Source organism: Bacillus sp. UMB0893 (genome assembly GCF_002858905.1).
Taxonomy (GTDB): domain Bacteria; phylum Bacillota; class Bacilli; order Bacillales; family Bacillaceae; genus Bacillus_P.
Genome location: NZ_PKLB01000003.1, coordinates 192,806 through 210,270, shown reverse-complemented (window position 1 = coordinate 210,270; position 17,465 = coordinate 192,806). Strand labels below are relative to the sequence as shown.

Sequence of the window (17,465 nt, the reverse complement as noted above, 5' to 3'; positions counted from 1 at the left end):
CTTTTAATAAAATAGGAGGGAAAAACAATGGTGGCTGTTAAAGATAACATCTCACAAATCATAGACGGCAAACGTGTTATTATTAAAAAACCTGAATTGCTTGCACCAGCCGGTAATTTAGAAAAACTGAAAATTGCCGTCCATTATGGCGCAGACGCTGTTTTTATCGGAGGAAAAGAATTTGGTCTGCGTTCAAATGCAGATAACTTTTCACAAGAGGAAATGGCTGAAGGTGTTCAATTCGCAAATAAATATGGAGCAAGAATTTATGTGACAACAAATATTTTTGCCCACAATGAAAATATGGACGGTCTTGAAGAGTATTTGATGGGTCTTCAAGATGCAGGAGTTGCAGGAATCATCGTAGCGGATCCATTAATCATTGAAACTTGCAGAAAAGTAGCTCCAAAGCTTGAGGTTCATTTAAGCACACAGCAATCACTTTCAAACTGGAAAGCTGTTCAGTTCTGGAAAGAGGAAGGCCTTGAACGTGTTGTTCTGGCCCGTGAAACGAGTGCAGAAGAAATAAAAGAAATGAAAGAAAAAGTTGATATTGAAATTGAAACATTCATACATGGTGCAATGTGCATTGCATATTCAGGACGCTGTGTACTTAGCAATCACATGACAGCACGTGATTCTAACCGCGGCGGATGCTGTCAATCGTGCCGCTGGGACTACGATCTATACAAGCTGGCTGACAATGAGGAAAAGGCGTTGTTCAGTGAGGACGATGCAGCATTTGCAATGAGCCCAAAAGATTTAAACTTAATTCAATCCATTCCAAAAATGATCGAAATGGGAATTGACAGCCTTAAAATTGAAGGACGCATGAAATCAATTCACTACGTTGCAACAGTTGTCAGTGTGTACCGAAAAGTAATCGATGCTTATTGTGCAGATCCTGAGAATTTCGTGATTCAAAAAGAATGGCTTGATGAGCTTGACAAGTGTGCAAATCGTGACACGGCACCTGCATTTTTTGAAGGGGTACCAGGTACTGATGAGCAAATGTTTGGCATTCACGGCAAGAAAACAACATATGATTTCGTAGGATTGGTTCTGGATTATAATGAAGAAACCGGCATGGTTACATTGCAGCAGCGCAACCACTTCAAGCCAGGCGATGAAGTTGAATTCTTCGGACCGGAGATCAAGAATTTCAAACAAACGATTGATACAATTTGGGACGAAGAAGGCAATGAACTTGATGCTGCCCGTCACCCTCTGCAAATCGTTACGTTTAAAGCGGATCAAAAAGTCTTCCCAAATAACATGATGCGGAAGGGGAAGTGACATGATGGGGAAAAAGCCCATTGTCATCGGAGTTGCAGGCGGGTCCGGCTCCGGTAAAACAAGTGTTACCAAATCAATTTATGAGCATTTTAAAGGACACTCCATTTTAATGCTTGAACAGGATTTTTATTATAAAGATCAAAGTCATCTTCCATATGAAGAAAGATTAAACACAAATTATGATCATCCGCTTGCATTTGATAACACGCTATTAATTGAACATATTAAAAAGCTTCTGAATTATGAGGCTATCGACAAACCTGTGTACGATTATAAACTTCATACACGTTCTAATGATGTCCTTTTGGTTGAACCTAAAGACGTCATCATCCTTGAAGGGATTTTAGTTTTAGAGGATGAGAGGCTTCGCAACTTAATGGACATGAAACTTTTCGTCGACACAGATGCTGATATCCGCATCATCAGACGGATGCTTCGCGATATTAAAGAACGCGGAAGAACGATTGATTCAGTAATTGAACAGTATGTATCGGTTGTAAGACCAATGCATAATCAATTCATTGAGCCCACCAAGCGTTATGCCGATATCATTATTCCAGAAGGCGGTCAAAATCATGTGGCGATTGACCTTATGGTTACAAAAATTCAAACAATTCTTGAACTAAATGCAATTTTGTAATAACATAGCATAGATAAAGAGTACTGTGACCATATTATGTATAGGCTGTAAAAGTTTCTCAAGATTCTTTGATGACTAAAGAATAGTTCTTTATTACCAATATATTGAGCTAAACGCTCTCCTGAGGTAAAGCAAGCCAGAGGCTTGCTTTTAAGCTAACTAAAGATTATTCTTCAATTCGATAAATCACAAGATCACCTGAAAAGTTCAGCATATGCAAATTTGTCAGGAGAGGGCTACATGAAGCCCTCTCACCATCACAGTGCAGTTTTTTTACATACCAAATACATTTGGGGACAGTAATACTAGAAGGAGTGAGATCATGGCACAAGAAAAAGTATTTCCTATGACGACTGAAGGTAAAGAAAAGCTAGAACAGGAATTGGAATATTTAAAATCCGTGAAACGTAAAGAGGTAGTTGAAAGAATTAAGATTGCCCGCAGCTTTGGGGATTTGTCTGAGAACTCTGAGTATGATTCAGCTAAAGAAGAGCAGGCATTTGTTGAAGGACGTATTACAACGCTTGAGAACATGATTCGCAATGCGAAAATCATTGTAGAAGATGCAGACACTAACGTTGTCACTCTTGGGAAAACAATCTCTTTCATTGAACTTCCTAATGGGGACGAAGAAACATATACGGTCGTAGGCAGTGCAGAGGCTGATCCATTTGAAGGGAAGATCTCGAATGATTCACCTATCGCCAAAAGCCTGATGGGCCGTCAGGTTGGAGAAGAAGTAAATGTTCAGACTCCAGGCGGAGAAATGCGCGTAAAAATTACAAACGTTAAATAAATATAGGTTTAATAAAAAAACACCTCGTCGACACTAGTCACAGACGAGGTGTTTTTCTATGAAAATTAAAAAGAGAATGAGATTGTTTGCAATTGGAATATCACTATCCATGCTGCTGCTTATCTTAAGACTTGCGGATATTCAGCTGATCCATACAGAATCCTTTTCAGACAGGAAAATCAATTTGATTGAGGAAAGTGTCAGCCAGCGTACACAAGAAGTTATGATTGATGATGGCAGAGGACGGTTTGTGGACAGAAATAAGAATGCGCTTGTTCAAAACCAAGAGGCAAAGCTTGTCCTGTTTCCATTTCTTAATAAAGTCGAATGGCCAGTCACAAAGTTATCTGAAATTTTAAATGTTTCAAGCATGAAAATCCAAAACTTGCTGAAAACCGCTGATAAACCGCTTTTGCTTGGAGCTGATCAAGGGTTCAAGCTGACAGACTCAATGATGAATCAAATTAATAAGCTTGAGATACCAGGCGTATTTGCAATCTATCAGCAAACGAAAATCAGCCATCACACAGCAGGTCATATCATCGGGATCACTGGTGAAAATGCAGAGCTCCTGCGCGCTCAATATCCTGAAAAGAAAAATTTATCGTCAAAAACGCAGCTGGGCATAACCGGCCTGCAAAAAGCGTTTGATGAATTTTTGCTGCCTGATGCGGAAACGAAGCTGCTCTATCATGTAGATGGAGACGGTAATCCTTTATTCGGGATTAATGTAAAATACATTGCAGACGCAAATCCATTTTATCCAGTGAGCATTAAAACGACGATTGACAGCGCTCTGCAGGATAAGATGGATGAGATTATGAACCGTTATAACGTGAAAAAAGGAGGACTTGTCCTGCTGGATGTTGAAACAAGTGAGGTGCTTGCTATGGTAAGCAAGCCCAATTTGAATCGATCTGATCCTGATACTTTTTCAAACCAGATGCTAACAGCAATAGCACCTGGATCTGTTTTTAAAACAGTTATCGCTGCAGCTGGCATTGAATCTGGTGTAGGTTCTGACAAAAAGTATGACTGCAGCCTGAACATGTATGGAGAAAATAACGGTGAACAGGACGAAGGTATTTTGAATGTTGAGCGAAGTTTTGCGAAGAGCTGCAATTATGCGTTTACATCAATGGCAAATGAATTAATGAAAGAAGATCGGAACGTCGTTGAAACGTTTGCTTGGAAATTGGGACTGACTGAAAAGGCTGGCTGGAGCGGGCCTGTTTATCATTATGATAAATTTATGCAGTTCCCTGAAGAAAAAAATCCGAGCATTTGGGGAGAAAAAACGGATAAGGGATCTGTCCGAGCGATTGCCCAAACAGCAATCGGCCAAAAGAATGTAAGAGTCACCCCGCTTTCAGTTGCCAACATGATGGCTGCTATCGCACGAGGGGGACAAAAAAAGCAGGTGAAAATCGTAGATAGTATATTGTATAAAAACGGTACGACCATGTTTAAATTTCCTGAAAATGAACAAGCGGGCGATTCCATTTCTCCATACACAGCATCAAAGCTCCAGCACTTGCTGCGCCTTGTTGTTACAGACGGGGAAGGAACAGGAAGAAGGTTTCAAACCTTGCCAATTGAGGTATCAGGTAAATCAGGGACTGCAGAAACGGGGAAAGGAACAGTACATAAATGGTTTGCGGGCTATTTTCCTTCCAAGAATCCCAAATATGCGCTGGCAGTGGTTGAAATGGATACGACGAGCCCGCAATCTGTGGCGAACAGTATTTTTTATGATGCGGCAAATGAACTTGCCCAGCTAGAAAATGCTTCTACTAGATAGAAATGCATTCTAATGTTAGAATAAGACAGAATGTTAGAGGGATAAAGGAGTGTAATTCACTTGAGCAAAATAAGTAAAGGATCACGTTTTGAAAATCGTGATAAGCGCCGAAAAGCAAATGTTGTCCTAAACACATTAATTGGCATTGTAGTTCTCTTAATCATTGTGATTGGTTCATCACTGATGTTAGGCGGAAATGACAGCGAACAAGCTTCAAAAGATACGAATGAAGAAACGGGTTCTAACCAAATCGAAAATAAAGAAGAAAAAGATAAAGAACAATCATCGAGTAAAGAAGATACCGAATCAGAGCAAGACAGCAGCAATGAAACAGATGCTTCTACAGAAGATGATGAAAATTCAGAAGAACCCACTGAGGAAGAAGAACAAGGGGAAGAAGTTGTTACTGAAGGAGATCCAAACTCAAACGTTGAAGAAATCGTAGAAAATCCAAGCTGGGAGCCGGTCGGTACCTCACAGGCTGAGCCGCATGTTGCCCGGTACGATAAGAGTTCACAAGACTGGGCTGAGATGACAAAAGCAATGAGCTCTGCAACAGGCTTAAGCGAATCGGATATGACCATCTGGTTTTTAGGAAACAATGGCAGCCCGAATGATGCAGTAGGAACAATTTCTTCGAAAGATAAATCTCAAAATTACCGAGTTCAAATTACATGGGTAGAAAACGAAGGCTGGAAACCGGTTAAAGTTGAAAAACTAAAGGAAACAGAAACTAGATAATGCCAAAAGGTGAGACTCGATTTTTCGTGTCTCACCTTTTTAATATGTTTGCAGAATCCGTTAGACTGATAAAATTTTGATAGATAAAACTTCAATAGTCCTTCCAGAGGATCCGCTAATTTCTATTTAGCCTTAAAATGAACGGCAGCACTATAGAATCTTCTGCCTTCCTCCGTAACATGCATCTGATGTGAAACAGAATGAAGTTCAAGTAAAATAGCCTTATTTACTTCAATTTGTTCATTGATCTTTTTTTCAAGCTCTTTTATGGTTTCTGCTTCAAAAAATTCTACTTTATCCTTGATGAAGTCTAATTTAAACCTACTTTTCAAACCTCCATTCTAATGCGTTTTCATTTTACCAGAAAACTAAAGAAATCACTATGGCTGGAAACTCTTTTCATTGCCAAATTTAAGATGGTTATGGTAAATTAAGAACAGTTATTTTTTTAATTCATACTATACAGATAGGGATTGTAAAATTTAAAACATCATATAATGGAGTGTGGCATAAATGGGCAGAGAATTTGTAGAACTATTTGAGGATTGGGCTCATTCGTATGATTCAACTGTTGGTGGACATGATGAAGAATATAAAGCAGTTTTTGCAAACTATGAACAAATACTTGATGCTGTTTCAGAGCTCTCTGGAGATACTGTTTTAGAATTCGGGGTCGGCACTGGCAATTTAACGAAAGTACTTTTAAATAAAGAAAAGAAAGTGTATGGAATAGAACCTTCTAAAACAATGCGCGATAAAGCTGCAGAAAAACTCGGAAAAACGGCACAGATCAATGATGGTGATTTTCTGACATTTCCTGTTCCTGGTGAAAAGATAGATACAATTGTCAGCACGTATGCCTTTCATCACTTAACAGATGCAGAAAAAGAGAAAGCTGTCGCAATATATGGCAGCATCCTTGGCAAAGGTGGTAAAATAGTTTTTGCTGACACTGTTTTTGCTGATCAGGAAGCGTATGATGCTATGATCGAAAAGTCGAAGAAGCATCAATTCTTAAACTTGGCAAATGATCTTGAAACAGAATACTACACAACACATTCAATCATGCGCCGTATTTTTGAAAGCAACTCTTTTGAAATTACCTTTACACAAATGAATGAATTTGTTTGGTTAATGGAAGCAGTGAAACAATAATCGCCTTTTGAAAGGATTTGAATGATATGAAAGCAGCAATAATCGGAGCTATGGAAGAGGAAGTATCTATATTAAGAGACCAGCTTGAAAATCCTTCTGCTGAAACAATTGCAGGCAGTGAATTTACAACAGGAACTTACAATGGAATGGAAGTCATCTTATTAAAATCAGGAATCGGTAAAGTAAATGCTGCAGTGAGCACGACCATTTTACTTGATCGTTTTAAACCTGATTACGTTATTAATACTGGCTCAGCAGGCGGTTTTCACCAATCTCTGAATGTCGGTGATGTTGTTATTTCAACAGAAGTAAGACATCATGATGTTGATGTAACAGCGTTTAATTATGAATATGGGCAGGTTCCAGGCATGCCAGCAGCTTTTTTGCCAGATGAAAGACTTGTTGACATAGCTGTAAAACAGGCTGGAGAACAAACAGGTATTCAAGTTGTAAAGGGTCTGATTGCAACGGGGGATTCATTCATGAATGATCCGGAGAGAGTTGCGTATATCCGCACTAAGTTTGAAGATCTCTATGCAGTGGAAATGGAAGCGGCTGCTATCGCTCAAGTTTCTCATCAATTTGGTGTGCCATTTGTGATTATCCGTTCATTATCTGATATTGCCGGAAAAGAATCCGATATTTCATTTGAACAGTACTTAGGTACAGCTGCAAAAAATTCTGCAAATCTCGTTCTGAGCATTGTAAAAGCTTTAAAAAGTTAATAGATGTGGGATCGTGTCTTTCTGATCCCTCCTTTTATTCGTAGGAGTGAAAAAGATGAAAGTTGTAAAGGGCATTGAAGAACTAATCGGGCATACTCCTTTAATGGAAATAACCCGATTTGAGCTGCCAGAAGGAGTGCGCCTTTTTGCGAAACTTGAATTTTTAAATCCTGGCGGAAGCATTAAAGACCGCCTTGGAGTTGAATTAATAGATGATGCTCTAAAAACAGGCAAGGTAAAAGAAGGCGGAACAATTATTGAACCCACAGCAGGAAATACGGGCATAGGCCTTGCACTTGCTGCTATACATCGAAAGCTCAATGTTGTTGTGTGTGTGCCTGAAAAATTCAGCATGGAAAAGCAGGATATTATGAGGGCTTTAGGCGCGAAGGTAATTAATACGCCCACTAGCGAAGGTATTAAAGGAGCCATCAAGAAAGCGCAAGAGCTTCTAGAAGAGATTCCAGATTCTTATTGTCCTCAGCAATTTGCGAATCCTGCAAACCCCCTTACGTATTATAAAACACTCGGTCCTGAGCTTTGGGAACAGCTCCAAGGCCATATCGATGTTTTTGTTGCTGGAGCGGGTACAGGCGGAACATTTATGGGTACGGCCCAATTTTTAAAAGAAAAAAACAATGGAGTTAAGACAGTGATTGTTGAGCCAGAAGGATCGATCCTAAATGGCGGTGAGTCAGGCCCGCATAAAACAGAAGGAATTGGCATGGAATTTTTGCCTGATTATATGGACGAGACTTATTTTGACAGTATTCATACTGTACTTGATATGGATGCTTTTAATCGAGTGAAAGAATTGGCGGTAAAAGAGGGGCTGCTTGTTGGAAGTTCATCAGGTGCAGCTCTTCATGCTGCATTAAAAGAAGCAGAGAAGGCTAAATCCGGTACGAATATCGTAACCATATTTGCTGACAGCAGTGAACGCTATTTAAGCAAAAAAATATATGAAGGAGGAATTTAATATGAAACGCAAAACAAAGATGATTCATGGCGGTATAGTTGGAGATCCTCATACAGGTGCAGTCTCTACACCAATCTATCAAGTCAGCACATATAAGCAGGACGGTGTTGGAAATCATAAAGGATTTGAATACTCCCGAACAGGAAATCCAACACGTCATGCATTAGAAGAGCTGATCAAAGATCTTGAAGAAGGACACGCAGGCTTTGCATTTGGGTCTGGAATGGCTGCCATTTCAGGAGTGATGATGCTGTTTAACAGCGGAGATCATGTCATTTTGACAGACGATGTTTACGGCGGAACATATAGAGTCATGACAAAGGTATTAAATCGTCTTGGCATTGATTCAACATTTGTTGACACAAGCAATCTTTCAAACATAGAAGGGGCACTTAAAGAAAATACGAGAGCGCTTTTCATTGAGACACCTACAAATCCATTATTGAAAATTACAGACGTAGAAGCAGCTGCAGCTTTTGCTAAAAAACATGGACTTCTTACGGTCGTAGATAATACGTTCAGCACGCCTTATTGGCAAAACCCTTTAACAAAAGGAGCAGATATTGTTGTTCATAGTGCAACAAAATACATTGGCGGCCACAGTGATGTTGTCGGGGGCCTTGTCGTCGTGAACTCCGCAGAACTGGCTGATCAGCTTCACTTTGTCCAAAACTCAACAGGCGGTGTTCTTGGGCCTCAGGATTCATGGCTGCTTATCCGCGGCATTAAGACACTTGCTCTCCGCATGGAAGCTCACGAAAAAAATACCAGAGCCATTGTTGAGTTCCTTACCCAGCATCCAGCAGTAAGCAAAGTGTTTTATCCTGGGCTTGCTGATCATCCAAATCATGAGATTGCGAAGAAACAAGCAGGAGGATTCGGCGGTATGGTATCCTTTGATGTCGGCAGTGAGCAGAAAGCAGATGAAATTCTGTCAAAAGTAAAATACTTTACACTTGCCGAAAGCTTAGGAGCTGTAGAAAGCTTAATCTCTGTCCCTGCGAAAATGACGCATGCATCTATTCCCTCAGAACGCCGTCAGGAGCTCGGCATTACAGATGGATTAGTAAGAATTTCTGTTGGGATTGAAGATGTAGAGGATCTGATTGAAGACTTAAAACAAGCTTTAAACTAATACCTTAATTGGTGGAAATTACTTGCATAAAACCTGGCGGGAATATGTTATCGTTATTAATAAGACATATTCTTAGCAGGTGATGTTTAAGATGAATAGAAAACAAGTAAAACAGCTTATGACCGATTATAAGAGATTCGCATTTGCGCTGCTCGCAGTCAGTGTCTTTTTATATATCGGCATGTTGATTCCGGCACAAGGACAGGATCCAAATGCAATGAAAGAGTACGTTATGATGGGAACAACTTCTGTCTTTCTGCTTGCATCCTTTCTTTGTTTTAAAAGATCCATCACATATAAAAAACGCTTGGAAGAAGAAGAAGCGTAAAATAGAAAGAACCCATTCTTGTGAATGGGTTCTTTCATTTAATTAATCTCTTTTTTAAGTTCCAGAGATTGATCTGAGTTTTTTTGATTCGGCTAATTGGGATTCAGCACTTTGCTCTCAAGAATAGATAAATAAATAAGTTCAGCACCCTTTGGCGTCATGTGGTTTCCGGAAGGGTCAATAATTCCTGACTTTAAAAGAGCCTCATCCGAATCTCCTCCGGCGACCTGCACCATTTTCGTCCAATTATCAATTAACGGTACATCATTCTTAAAAGCGACCTCACGGGTTATATCGTTGTATGAATTATGCCAGTTCCTAGCACCATCTGTATGAGCATATAGCTTTTTTGGATATCTAGTATAATAGAGCCTGTCCTTACCGTTTCCTTCCACAATAGGCAAACAAGTCATAAGAACAGGGGTGCCTCCAGCTTTTTTTATTTCCTTCACATAATAAAGAAGATTCTCTTTAAAGCGTGCATGGTTCACTTTCGGTTTTCCATTTGGCAAAATGACAGCGTCGTTTGTGCCAAACATAATGAAAACCAAGTCGGGCTTAAGTTTAATAACCTCAGACTTAAATCTTTTTCTTGCATCTTCTGTTGTTTCGCCGCCAATTCCGGCATTATGGATAAAAGATTGTCGATCATTAACCGGCAATGTTGACTTTATTAAATTCACCCATTTATCTGTGTCCTGATAATTTCGAATGGTCCAGTTGGCGCCGCGTGTATTACTATCGCCAAAAGCGACGACGGTATACCGTTCGGCACGATTTCCGCAGCTTACTAATAGAACGATCACAAGAAAGGCAGCTAGAGACAAAACTTTCTTCAAAAAATGTGCACCTCCATATTGTGAGTTGCCATACTAATTGAAAAGATATACAGCAACATTAAAATCCATTATTGTTTAAAAAAATGGAAGAATCAATAGGGTTTTCAAAAGTGTCATAATGTATGCGCTTTATTTGAAAATAAAAGTAGGATATTTCAGTACAATCTCATTTTGTACAGACACAAACATGCCTCTCTTTACATACAAATGATTTATAGGCTAAAGCCTACATTTTGTACGTGGAGGTGGCTTAATGTCAGGGGTTTTAGCAGCATTAGGGTACTTATTAAAGGAATTAGTATTTTTAGTATCATATGTAAAAAATAATGCCTTCCCACAGCCTTTATCAGCGAACGATGAAAAGAAATACCTAAGGTTAATGGCAACTGGAGACGAACACGCGCGGAATATGCTGATCGAACATAACCTGCGGCTTGTGGCACATATCGTAAAAAAATTTGAGAATACAGGCGAGGATTCCGAAGATCTTATTTCAATCGGCACCATTGGGTTAATAAAAGCCATTGAAAGTTATTCTGAAGGAAAAGGCACGAAGCTCGCCACATATGCTGCACGATGCATCGAAAACGAAATTCTCATGCATTTGCGGGCATTAAAGAAAACAAAGAAAGATGTATCTTTGCATGATCCAATCGGACAGGATAAGGAAGGAAATGAAATAAGCTTAATTGATGTCTTAAAGTCTGAATCTGAAGATGTGATTGATACTATTCAATTGAATATGGAACTTGAAAAAGTGAAGGAATTTATTGATATCCTGGACGATCGAGAAAAAGAAGTGATTGTTGGAAGATTTGGACTGGACCTGCAAAAGGAGAAGACGCAGCGGGAAATCGCGAAAGAGCTTGGCATTTCAAGAAGCTATGTATCCAGAATAGAGAAAAGAGCTTTGATGAAAATGTTTCATGAGTTTTATCGGGCAGAAAAAGAGAAGAAAAACCAGCAGAAAAGCAAAAAATAAAAAAACGAAGAATCTATAATGTTCTTCGTTTTTTTCATCTTTTTTTAGGCTGTTTTTGAATTGATTGTTGTTTTTGATTATTAATTATACCCGTGGATTTCCGCGGGGAAGGTTGGGGGCATCCTCGCCTATGCCTGCGGGGTTTCCCATCCCCCTCTATTTCCCGAAGGAGTCAAGTGCCTTCAACTACAATCCACTAAAGGTTATAACCATTTTTTCTTAAAAGCAACAAACGTTACGAAAAGAGCCTTTTATTGATGTAATAAAGCTAACTTAAGATCTGACAGCCAAGGCATCCTGCTTATGGATGATGTCTCTATGCAGTATCCTTCTCCACATTGAGGTGCATTCTTAATATCATTTGAATCATCATTTTCATTCTCTCCCTTCAATTAGTAAATTTCATTAAAAATTAGTTGCCGTTATACATTTGAAAGCATTTGTTCATCATCGCTTCATACGATTTATAAACTTGTTCTTCGTATTGCACTTGATCGATGGTCTTTTTCTTTCGTTCAACAGTTAATGTCACAAATAATAAGTGGATGGTCATACCTATCACCTCCTTCATCGAATGGTTTCATCCTTAAAATGGAAAACGCCACAGGGCATACCTGTGGCGTTGAACGTTTTATGGAAAATTGCGCATAAAAACGCCACAGGCAGATACTACTCAACCTGTGGCGATAAGGACGATAGTAACTTAAAATCGTGCACCAGTTTGGTCGAATAGATCCATATTAAATTGAATAGCTTTTGGCTGAATGACTAACATTTGATTCGACCTCCCTTTTCATAAATTTAATTACATTGGTAATTATATCCACAAAAAATACATTTGTAAACCCTCTTTTTGAAAAAAGGGAAAATTTTTAAAATATGGACCTTTCATAGAAGAAAAAGTGACATGTTTGGCTGCAGCCTATACATACTGGATGAATGTCACATAAATTAGTATGTATCGTTTTAAAAAAGGAGGTCTTTTAAATGCGAACAAGATCATGCTCTCCACAGTATGGGCCGCCGCCAACTCCTTACTCTTATCCTTATCCTTATCCTTATGCACCTTATTCGGGCTTTGGCTATTGGTATGCTTTTATTGTCGTTCTGCTGATTCTTCTCCTCGTTCTTGGAGTAGGCTATTACTACAATAATTATTATAAGTAGCCAAAAAAAACACCTCAAACATGAGGTGTTTCCTACATTTTTCTGATTTTAAATGATCCAATCATACAGAATGATAATACCATCATCAAGAAGATATAACTGTAAACTGGCATGATATCTTTCCATAAATAACTTAACGTCAATATACATCCGGCAGCTGTAATGGGAAGTCCATTAAAGAATCCATTGTTGTCTGAAATGTTGAATCTTGCAAGTCTGAAGGCACCGCAGCCGATATATAGGACGGTGAAAAATGCTCCTGGAGCACCTAATTCAAATAATATACCTTTATAAAGAAGTAGTGCAGGAGCTACTCCAAATGATATAATATCACTCATTGAATCCAATTGTTTGCCAAGCTCTGACTCGATATTGAACTTTCTGGCAACCATCCCGTCAAACCGATCAGCAAGAGCCGCTACAAAAATGAGCAGAAGACTGAGTTTTAAAGTATCGTTTATTGTATAAATAATTGCAAAGCCGCCGAGTCCGAGATTTACCAGCGTCAGCAGGTTAGCCGTGTTCGCTTTTATTTTCTTTACCGTTGCATCTACATAGCTTAAAAAAAACATAATTGCACTTCCTTAACTTGCATAAATGACCTAAAGGCCTACTATCATTCTATGCATCAATTTTAATGTAGTAAAGTAATTTTTTTGGAGGACAAAATTGAGAAAGAAACTATACCAGAATTTTATCGAATTGACAAACTTTTTGCTTGTTTCAAAACTAATTATGAAGTTTGCAAAATCATCATTGAGCCGTTTTATTGTTCCGTCATATGCAAAAATTTATCAAGTAAATGTGAAAGAAGCAGAAAATCCATTAAAATCTTATTCTTCATTGCATGATTTCTTTGTCCGGGGGTTAAAGGAAGGCACTAGAACGTTTGATGATAAACAAAATACCATCATTAGCCCAGTCGATGCAATGATTGAACAGTTCGGGGAAATTTCATTAAATCAGGAGATTTTTGTGAAAAATCAGTCGTATTCGATTCAAGAAATGCTAGGAGATGCTGACCTCGCTGAGAAATATTTGGATGGTTCCTTTATTGTACTCTATTTAAGCCCAAGTCATTATCATCGGATTCACAGTCCAGTCTCCGGAATCGTTTCGAAACAGTTTGAACTCGGAAGTACATCTTATCCGGTTAATAAACTGGGATTAACATATGGAAAAGCTCCATTATCTAAAAATTACCGGACAATAACAGAAGTGATGGAAAAGGACGAAAATTACGTTGCTGTAGTTAAAGTGGGCGCGATGTTTATAAATACGATTGAAATAACCCATTCTAATGAAAAGGTGCAAAAAGGGGAAGAGCTTGCGTATTTTTCATTCGGATCGACAGTTGTTCTGCTATTTGAGAAAGATAAAATTGTTTTTTCGGATCATGTAGCACTTAGGAAGGAAATAAAGGCTGGAGAAATCGTGGCATTTAAAAAGGCTGTGTTCGCATAAATGTTTCCCGCAGTTAAACTTATTCACGTTTTTTTTAGAATATTAATGAACGAATACACCACTTACAAGTGAACACAGATAATAAGCCTAAAAAGGGAACCATCACGTTTTAGAAGCTAGGAAGAAGCTTTTAAAACGTGATTTAAAGAACGGCGCTTAATTTCAACTCTTATCAATTCAATAAAATCTTCGCTTAAGTTCATCTCTGTTGCTTTAAAATACGATTCAATCAATAATTCATCAGAAAGTTTACGCATCAGTTTTGCCGTATAGCCGGCTTGCACCTCCTGTATAAAATAAATAAGGTGTTCTATTTGTTAACACCATGCATATACTAATATGTTATTTTCTGCTAGTAGGTTTAATCTAACATGAATTAAAAATTAGAACAATCGTTCTCTTATCCACAGACACTGGTGGATAACTTGTTAATATCTTGTTTATAATTTCATTAGTAGAGGAATTCATATGAGTGTATAATGTGTATAATTTTATCCACAGTGTTGAAAATTTACATTTTTTGTCGAAAAATTTATTGAAAAAGTGATGCAAAAAGGTTCTCTTGTCAAGTTTCTTTTGAAAGAACGGTTAAAATCAGATATGATGTAATTTGGCAAAAAAATGTCCGATGAGGTGTTTATTAAATGTTAAAACTATTCCTGCCCGGTGAATATGTAAAAAATATATTTGAAATTTCTCCTATTGCATTGAAAGAACGCGGAGTGAAGGGGATTATTACAGATTTGGATAACACGCTTGTGGAATGGGACCGTCCAAGCGCAACTCCTAGACTGATTGAATGGTTTAAAGATGTGAAAGACCACGGAATCGCTGTAACGATTGTTTCAAATAATGTAGAAAAACGTGTGAGATCTTTTTCAGATCCGCTAAATATACCTTTTATCTATAAAGCAAGAAAGCCAATGGGCAAAGCATTCAGACGTGCAGTGAAAAATATGAATCTGAATAAAAAAGATGTGGTAGTTATTGGTGACCAGCTGTTAACCGATGTCCTAGGAGGAAACCGTAATGGTTTTCACACCATTCTTGTTGTTCCAGTAGCTTCCACGGATGGATTCGTGACAAGACTTAACCGGAAAATTGAACGAAGAATTTTGGCAGCCCTCAAAAGAAAAGGGATGCTTCAGTGGGAGGATTAAAATTGGAAGAACAATATGTTTGCATCGGCTGTGGTGTTAAGATTCAAACGGAAAATCCAGAGGAATTAGGATATGCACCAGAAAGTGCCCGAGAAAAAGAAGTAATCATATGCCAGCGTTGTTTTCGCTTGAAAAATTATAATGAAATTCAGGATGTCTCGTTAACAGATGAAGATTTCTTGAAGATTTTGCATGGAATTGGGGATACCGATGCTCTTGTTGTCAAAATCGTAGACATCTTTGACTTTAATGGCAGCTGGTTAACTGGACTTCAGCGGTTTGTTGGAGGAAATCCCATTTTACTCGTTGGGAATAAAGCAGATATATTGCCGAAATCAGTGAAAAAGCAAAAATTAATCAACTGGATGAAGCGGGAAGCAAAAGAATTTGGATTGAACCCTGTGGATGTTTTTCTGATCAGTTCAGCAAGAGGGCAGGGGATTCCTGAAGTAACAGAAGCAATCGAACAATACCGGGATGGCCAGGATGTTTATGTTGTCGGCTGTACGAATGTTGGGAAATCTACTTTTATAAATCGGATTATTAAAGAGGTATCTGGAGAAAAAGATGTTATTACAACCTCTCATTTTCCCGGAACCACACTTGATTTAATTGAAATTCCGCTTGATGATGGCTCCTCATTATACGACACTCCAGGAATTATCAACCATCACCAAATGGCTCATTTTGTTGACAAGAAGGATCTGAAAATATTATCTCCTAAAAAGGAAGTTAAGCCGAAGGTATTTCAATTAAATGAAATGCAAACTTTATTTTTTGGCGGCCTTGCGCGTTTAGATTATTTAAACGGGGGCAGAACTTCGCTGACTTGCTATTTGCCTGCTGATTTGACTATTCATCGGACAAAGCAGGAAAACGCAGATGATCTGTATGAAAAGCATGCTGGTGACATGCTGACACCTCCAAGACGTGATCAATTGGACGAGTTTCCAGAAATGATTCCTCATGAATTTACAATCCGGCAAGATAAGACCGATATTGTTTTTTCAGGACTCGGATGGGTGACAGTAAACGAAGGGGATAAAAAAGTTACAGCATACGCTCCTAAAGGTGTTAATGTCACATTACGGCCATCACTAATTTAACTGGGGGGAGACTTGTATGGATACAGTTTATGGTCTGATTGGCTGTCCTGTCGGTCATTCAATGTCACCGCTTATTCACAATGATGCTTTTGAACGGAAAAAGATGAATGCACGCTATCATGCTTTTCATGTAGAAAAAAATGAGCTGAAAGCGGCTGTTGATGGAATAAAAGCTTTAGGAATTGCAGGCTTTAATGTCACCATTCCTCATAAAGCTGCGATTATTCCGTTTTTAGACAAACTTGATAAAAGTGCTGAGCTGATCGGTGCAGTAAATACGGTAATTAATAAAGACGGCTGTCTGATAGGATATAATACAGATGGAAAAGGTTATTTGCAGTCACTCCTGCCTCTGATGAAAAAGCCTCTGCATGAGCAGAGGTATTTAATTATTGGTGCTGGCGGCGCTGCAAGAGCCATTTATTTCACGCTCGCAGCTGAAGGGTGTTCAATGATTGATCTTGCCAATCGAACAAAGGAAAAAGCAGAACAATTAATGAAGGAATGCCCGGTTAAAGGTGAAGGAATTGTTCTGTCTTTATCCGAAGCAGAATCTGGCCTTTCAAAATATGATGTAATCATTCAAACCACTGCGATTGGCATGCATCCAAATAGTCTGCAAAAGCCAATTGAAGCAACAGGATTGAAAAAAGGCTCAATCGTAAGCGATATCGTCTATAATCCAGTGAAAACGGCTCTATTAAAGGCTGCTGAACTGGAAGGAGCACAAACATTGGATGGAGTAGGAATGTTTGTTCATCAAGCAGCTCTCGCCTTTCAAATATGGACTGGAGAAACGCCGGATACAGCCAGAATGAGTCATTTAGTTTACGAACAATTAGGAGGATTTACATGTTAACAGGTAAACAAAAACGATTTTTACGTGCAGAAGCACATCATTTAAACCCGATTTTTCAAGTAGGCAAAGGCGGGGTTAATGAGAATATGATTAAGCAAATCGCTGATGTTCTGGAAGCAAGAGAACTGATTAAGGTGAGTGTGCTTCAGAATTGTGAGGAAGATCGCGATTCAGTAGCTGAAAACCTTTCTAAAGGTGCTAAAGCTGAGCTTGTGCAGGTAATAGGAAACACAATTGTTTTATATAAAGAGTCTAAAGAAAATAAAGAAATTAAGCTGCCGAGATAAAATAG

22 protein-coding genes are annotated in these 17,465 nt (G+C 38.6%); 17 read left to right on the top strand and 5 right to left on the bottom strand.

All coding sequences use genetic code 11. The features are described 5' to 3' along the window. The first annotated feature begins 27 nt into the window (after positions 1-27). The 5 genes from CYJ36_RS08980 (at position 28) to CYJ36_RS08960 (ending at position 5,274) form a co-directional block, all read left to right on the top strand. The gene (locus CYJ36_RS08980; RefSeq protein WP_101566927.1) at positions 28-1,296 is read left to right on the top strand and encodes a peptidase U32 family protein; all 1,269 of its coding nucleotides are present in this window, start codon (positions 28-30) and stop codon (positions 1,294-1,296) included. A gap of 4 nt (positions 1,297-1,300) precedes the next feature. Beyond that, complete coding sequence (gene udk / locus CYJ36_RS08975) at positions 1,301-1,936, top strand: uridine kinase (RefSeq protein WP_101567145.1); 636 nt, start codon at positions 1,301-1,303, stop codon at positions 1,934-1,936. Between the two features lie 322 nt (positions 1,937-2,258). Further along, on the top strand, positions 2,259-2,732 hold the full coding sequence (gene greA / locus CYJ36_RS08970; RefSeq protein WP_101566926.1) for a transcription elongation factor GreA: 474 nt from the start codon (positions 2,259-2,261) through the stop codon (positions 2,730-2,732). Positions 2,733-2,790: 58 nt separating this feature from the next. Continuing rightward, positions 2,791-4,533 (top strand): peptidoglycan D,D-transpeptidase FtsI family protein, encoded by a 1,743-nt coding sequence (locus CYJ36_RS08965; protein WP_101566925.1) that lies wholly within the window; start codon positions 2,791-2,793, stop codon positions 4,531-4,533. Between the two features lie 60 nt (positions 4,534-4,593). Then, positions 4,594-5,274: a YrrS family protein gene (locus CYJ36_RS08960; protein WP_308315275.1), complete on the top strand. Its 681-nt coding sequence runs from the start codon at positions 4,594-4,596 to the stop codon at positions 5,272-5,274. Between the two features lie 122 nt (positions 5,275-5,396). Here CYJ36_RS08960 and CYJ36_RS08955 read toward each other — a convergent pair whose 3' ends face one another. After that, complete coding sequence (locus CYJ36_RS08955) at positions 5,397-5,606, bottom strand: DUF2536 family protein (protein ID WP_101566923.1); 210 nt, start codon at positions 5,604-5,606, stop codon at positions 5,397-5,399. Between the two features lie 181 nt (positions 5,607-5,787). Between CYJ36_RS08955 and CYJ36_RS08950 the strand changes: the two genes are divergently transcribed. The 5 genes from CYJ36_RS08950 to CYJ36_RS08930 all read left to right on the top strand — a co-directional run bounded on the left by CYJ36_RS08950 (position 5,788) and on the right by CYJ36_RS08930 (position 9,596). Further along, positions 5,788-6,429, top strand: coding sequence for a class I SAM-dependent methyltransferase (locus CYJ36_RS08950; protein WP_101566922.1), 642 nt, complete (start codon positions 5,788-5,790; stop codon positions 6,427-6,429). 26 nt (positions 6,430-6,455) lie between these two features. Continuing rightward, positions 6,456-7,154 carry a 5'-methylthioadenosine/S-adenosylhomocysteine nucleosidase gene (mtnN, locus tag CYJ36_RS08945; protein ID WP_101566921.1) on the top strand — a complete coding sequence of 233 codons (699 nt, stop codon included), beginning with the start codon at positions 6,456-6,458 and terminating at the stop codon, positions 7,152-7,154. Positions 7,155-7,209: 55 nt separating this feature from the next. Then, positions 7,210-8,133: a PLP-dependent cysteine synthase family protein gene (locus tag CYJ36_RS08940; protein WP_101566920.1), complete on the top strand. Its 924-nt coding sequence runs from the start codon at positions 7,210-7,212 to the stop codon at positions 8,131-8,133. A gap of 1 nt (position 8,134) precedes the next feature. Further along, positions 8,135-9,268, top strand: a complete 1,134-nt coding sequence (locus tag CYJ36_RS08935; RefSeq protein WP_101566919.1) for a bifunctional cystathionine gamma-lyase/homocysteine desulfhydrase — start codon at positions 8,135-8,137, stop codon at positions 9,266-9,268. Between the two features lie 91 nt (positions 9,269-9,359). After that, positions 9,360-9,596 carry a YrhC family protein gene (locus tag CYJ36_RS08930; protein WP_101566918.1) on the top strand — a complete coding sequence of 79 codons (237 nt, stop codon included), beginning with the start codon at positions 9,360-9,362 and terminating at the stop codon, positions 9,594-9,596. A gap of 92 nt (positions 9,597-9,688) precedes the next feature. On the opposite strand, the gene CYJ36_RS08925 is transcribed toward CYJ36_RS08930, so the two are convergent. Then, a complete protein-coding gene (locus CYJ36_RS08925; protein WP_101566917.1) occupies positions 9,689-10,435 on the bottom strand; it encodes an SGNH/GDSL hydrolase family protein in 747 nt (248 codons plus the stop codon). 253 nt (positions 10,436-10,688) lie between these two features. Between CYJ36_RS08925 and sigK the strand changes: the two genes are divergently transcribed. Further along, positions 10,689-11,417 (top strand): RNA polymerase sporulation sigma factor SigK, encoded by a 729-nt coding sequence (gene sigK, locus CYJ36_RS08920; protein WP_101566916.1) that lies wholly within the window; start codon positions 10,689-10,691, stop codon positions 11,415-11,417. A 412-nt stretch (positions 11,418-11,829) separates the two neighbouring features. On the opposite strand, the gene CYJ36_RS08915 is transcribed toward sigK, so the two are convergent. Next, entirely contained in the window at positions 11,830-11,970 is a 141-nt protein-coding gene (locus CYJ36_RS08915) for a YrzI family small protein (protein WP_101566915.1), read from the bottom strand. 434 nt (positions 11,971-12,404) lie between these two features. Here CYJ36_RS08915 and CYJ36_RS08910 point away from each other — a divergent pair, with 434 nt between their 5' ends. After that, entirely contained in the window at positions 12,405-12,584 is a 180-nt protein-coding gene (locus tag CYJ36_RS08910) for a hypothetical protein (RefSeq protein WP_101566914.1), read from the top strand. A gap of 32 nt (positions 12,585-12,616) precedes the next feature. On the opposite strand, the gene pssA is transcribed toward CYJ36_RS08910, so the two are convergent. Then, positions 12,617-13,156: a CDP-diacylglycerol--serine O-phosphatidyltransferase gene (gene pssA, locus CYJ36_RS08905; protein WP_101566913.1), complete on the bottom strand. Its 540-nt coding sequence runs from the start codon at positions 13,154-13,156 to the stop codon at positions 12,617-12,619. 97 nt (positions 13,157-13,253) lie between these two features. Here pssA and CYJ36_RS08900 point away from each other — a divergent pair, with 97 nt between their 5' ends. After that, positions 13,254-14,048 carry a phosphatidylserine decarboxylase gene (locus CYJ36_RS08900; RefSeq protein ID WP_101566912.1) on the top strand — a complete coding sequence of 265 codons (795 nt, stop codon included), beginning with the start codon at positions 13,254-13,256 and terminating at the stop codon, positions 14,046-14,048. Between the two features lie 116 nt (positions 14,049-14,164). Here CYJ36_RS08900 and CYJ36_RS08895 read toward each other — a convergent pair whose 3' ends face one another. Then, positions 14,165-14,305, bottom strand: a complete 141-nt coding sequence (locus tag CYJ36_RS08895; protein WP_101566911.1) for a sporulation histidine kinase inhibitor Sda — start codon at positions 14,303-14,305, stop codon at positions 14,165-14,167. Between the two features lie 387 nt (positions 14,306-14,692). Here CYJ36_RS08895 and CYJ36_RS08890 point away from each other — a divergent pair, with 387 nt between their 5' ends. From CYJ36_RS08890 to yhbY, 4 genes are read left to right on the top strand one after another with little or no spacing between them, the layout of a single operon-like run. After that, positions 14,693-15,208: a YqeG family HAD IIIA-type phosphatase gene (locus tag CYJ36_RS08890; protein ID WP_101566910.1), complete on the top strand. Its 516-nt coding sequence runs from the start codon at positions 14,693-14,695 to the stop codon at positions 15,206-15,208. 2 nt (positions 15,209-15,210) lie between these two features. Next, positions 15,211-16,314, top strand: coding sequence for a ribosome biogenesis GTPase YqeH (gene yqeH, locus CYJ36_RS08885; RefSeq protein ID WP_224768228.1), 1,104 nt, complete (start codon positions 15,211-15,213; stop codon positions 16,312-16,314). A gap of 16 nt (positions 16,315-16,330) precedes the next feature. After that, positions 16,331-17,173 (top strand): shikimate dehydrogenase, encoded by an 843-nt coding sequence (gene aroE / locus CYJ36_RS08880; protein WP_101566907.1) that lies wholly within the window; start codon positions 16,331-16,333, stop codon positions 17,171-17,173. Next, complete coding sequence (yhbY, locus tag CYJ36_RS08875) at positions 17,167-17,460, top strand: ribosome assembly RNA-binding protein YhbY (RefSeq protein WP_101566905.1); 294 nt, start codon at positions 17,167-17,169, stop codon at positions 17,458-17,460. The genes aroE and yhbY overlap by 7 nt, the downstream gene beginning before the upstream one ends. The last annotated feature ends 5 nt before the right edge of the window (positions 17,461-17,465 follow it).

Bases quoted from the DNA above. Each gene is read 5' to 3' on its own strand.
- CYJ36_RS08980 (WP_101566927.1), top strand. From the start codon at position 28: ATGGTGGCTGTTAAAGATAACATCTCACAAATCATAGACGGCAAACGT.
- udk (WP_101567145.1), top strand. From the start codon at position 1,301: ATGGGGAAAAAGCCCATTGTCATCGGAGTTGCAGGCGGGTCCGGCTCC.
- greA (WP_101566926.1), top strand. From the start codon at position 2,259: ATGGCACAAGAAAAAGTATTTCCTATGACGACTGAAGGTAAAGAAAAG.
- CYJ36_RS08965 (WP_101566925.1), top strand. From the start codon at position 2,791: ATGAAAATTAAAAAGAGAATGAGATTGTTTGCAATTGGAATATCACTA.
- CYJ36_RS08950 (WP_101566922.1), top strand. From the start codon at position 5,788: ATGGGCAGAGAATTTGTAGAACTATTTGAGGATTGGGCTCATTCGTAT.
- mtnN (WP_101566921.1), top strand. From the start codon at position 6,456: ATGAAAGCAGCAATAATCGGAGCTATGGAAGAGGAAGTATCTATATTA.
- CYJ36_RS08940 (WP_101566920.1), top strand. From the start codon at position 7,210: ATGAAAGTTGTAAAGGGCATTGAAGAACTAATCGGGCATACTCCTTTA.
- CYJ36_RS08935 (WP_101566919.1), top strand. From the start codon at position 8,135: ATGAAACGCAAAACAAAGATGATTCATGGCGGTATAGTTGGAGATCCT.
- CYJ36_RS08930 (WP_101566918.1), top strand. From the start codon at position 9,360: ATGAATAGAAAACAAGTAAAACAGCTTATGACCGATTATAAGAGATTC.
- sigK (WP_101566916.1), top strand. From the start codon at position 10,689: ATGTCAGGGGTTTTAGCAGCATTAGGGTACTTATTAAAGGAATTAGTA.
- CYJ36_RS08915 (WP_101566915.1), bottom strand. From the start codon at position 11,970: ATGACCATCCACTTATTATTTGTGACATTAACTGTTGAACGAAAGAAA.
- CYJ36_RS08910 (WP_101566914.1), top strand. From the start codon at position 12,405: ATGCGAACAAGATCATGCTCTCCACAGTATGGGCCGCCGCCAACTCCT.
- pssA (WP_101566913.1), bottom strand. From the start codon at position 13,156: ATGTTTTTTTTAAGCTATGTAGATGCAACGGTAAAGAAAATAAAAGCG.
- CYJ36_RS08895 (WP_101566911.1), bottom strand. From the start codon at position 14,305: ATGCGTAAACTTTCTGATGAATTATTGATTGAATCGTATTTTAAAGCA.
- CYJ36_RS08890 (WP_101566910.1), top strand. From the start codon at position 14,693: ATGTTAAAACTATTCCTGCCCGGTGAATATGTAAAAAATATATTTGAA.
- aroE (WP_101566907.1), top strand. From the start codon at position 16,331: ATGGATACAGTTTATGGTCTGATTGGCTGTCCTGTCGGTCATTCAATG.
- yhbY (WP_101566905.1), top strand. From the start codon at position 17,167: ATGTTAACAGGTAAACAAAAACGATTTTTACGTGCAGAAGCACATCAT.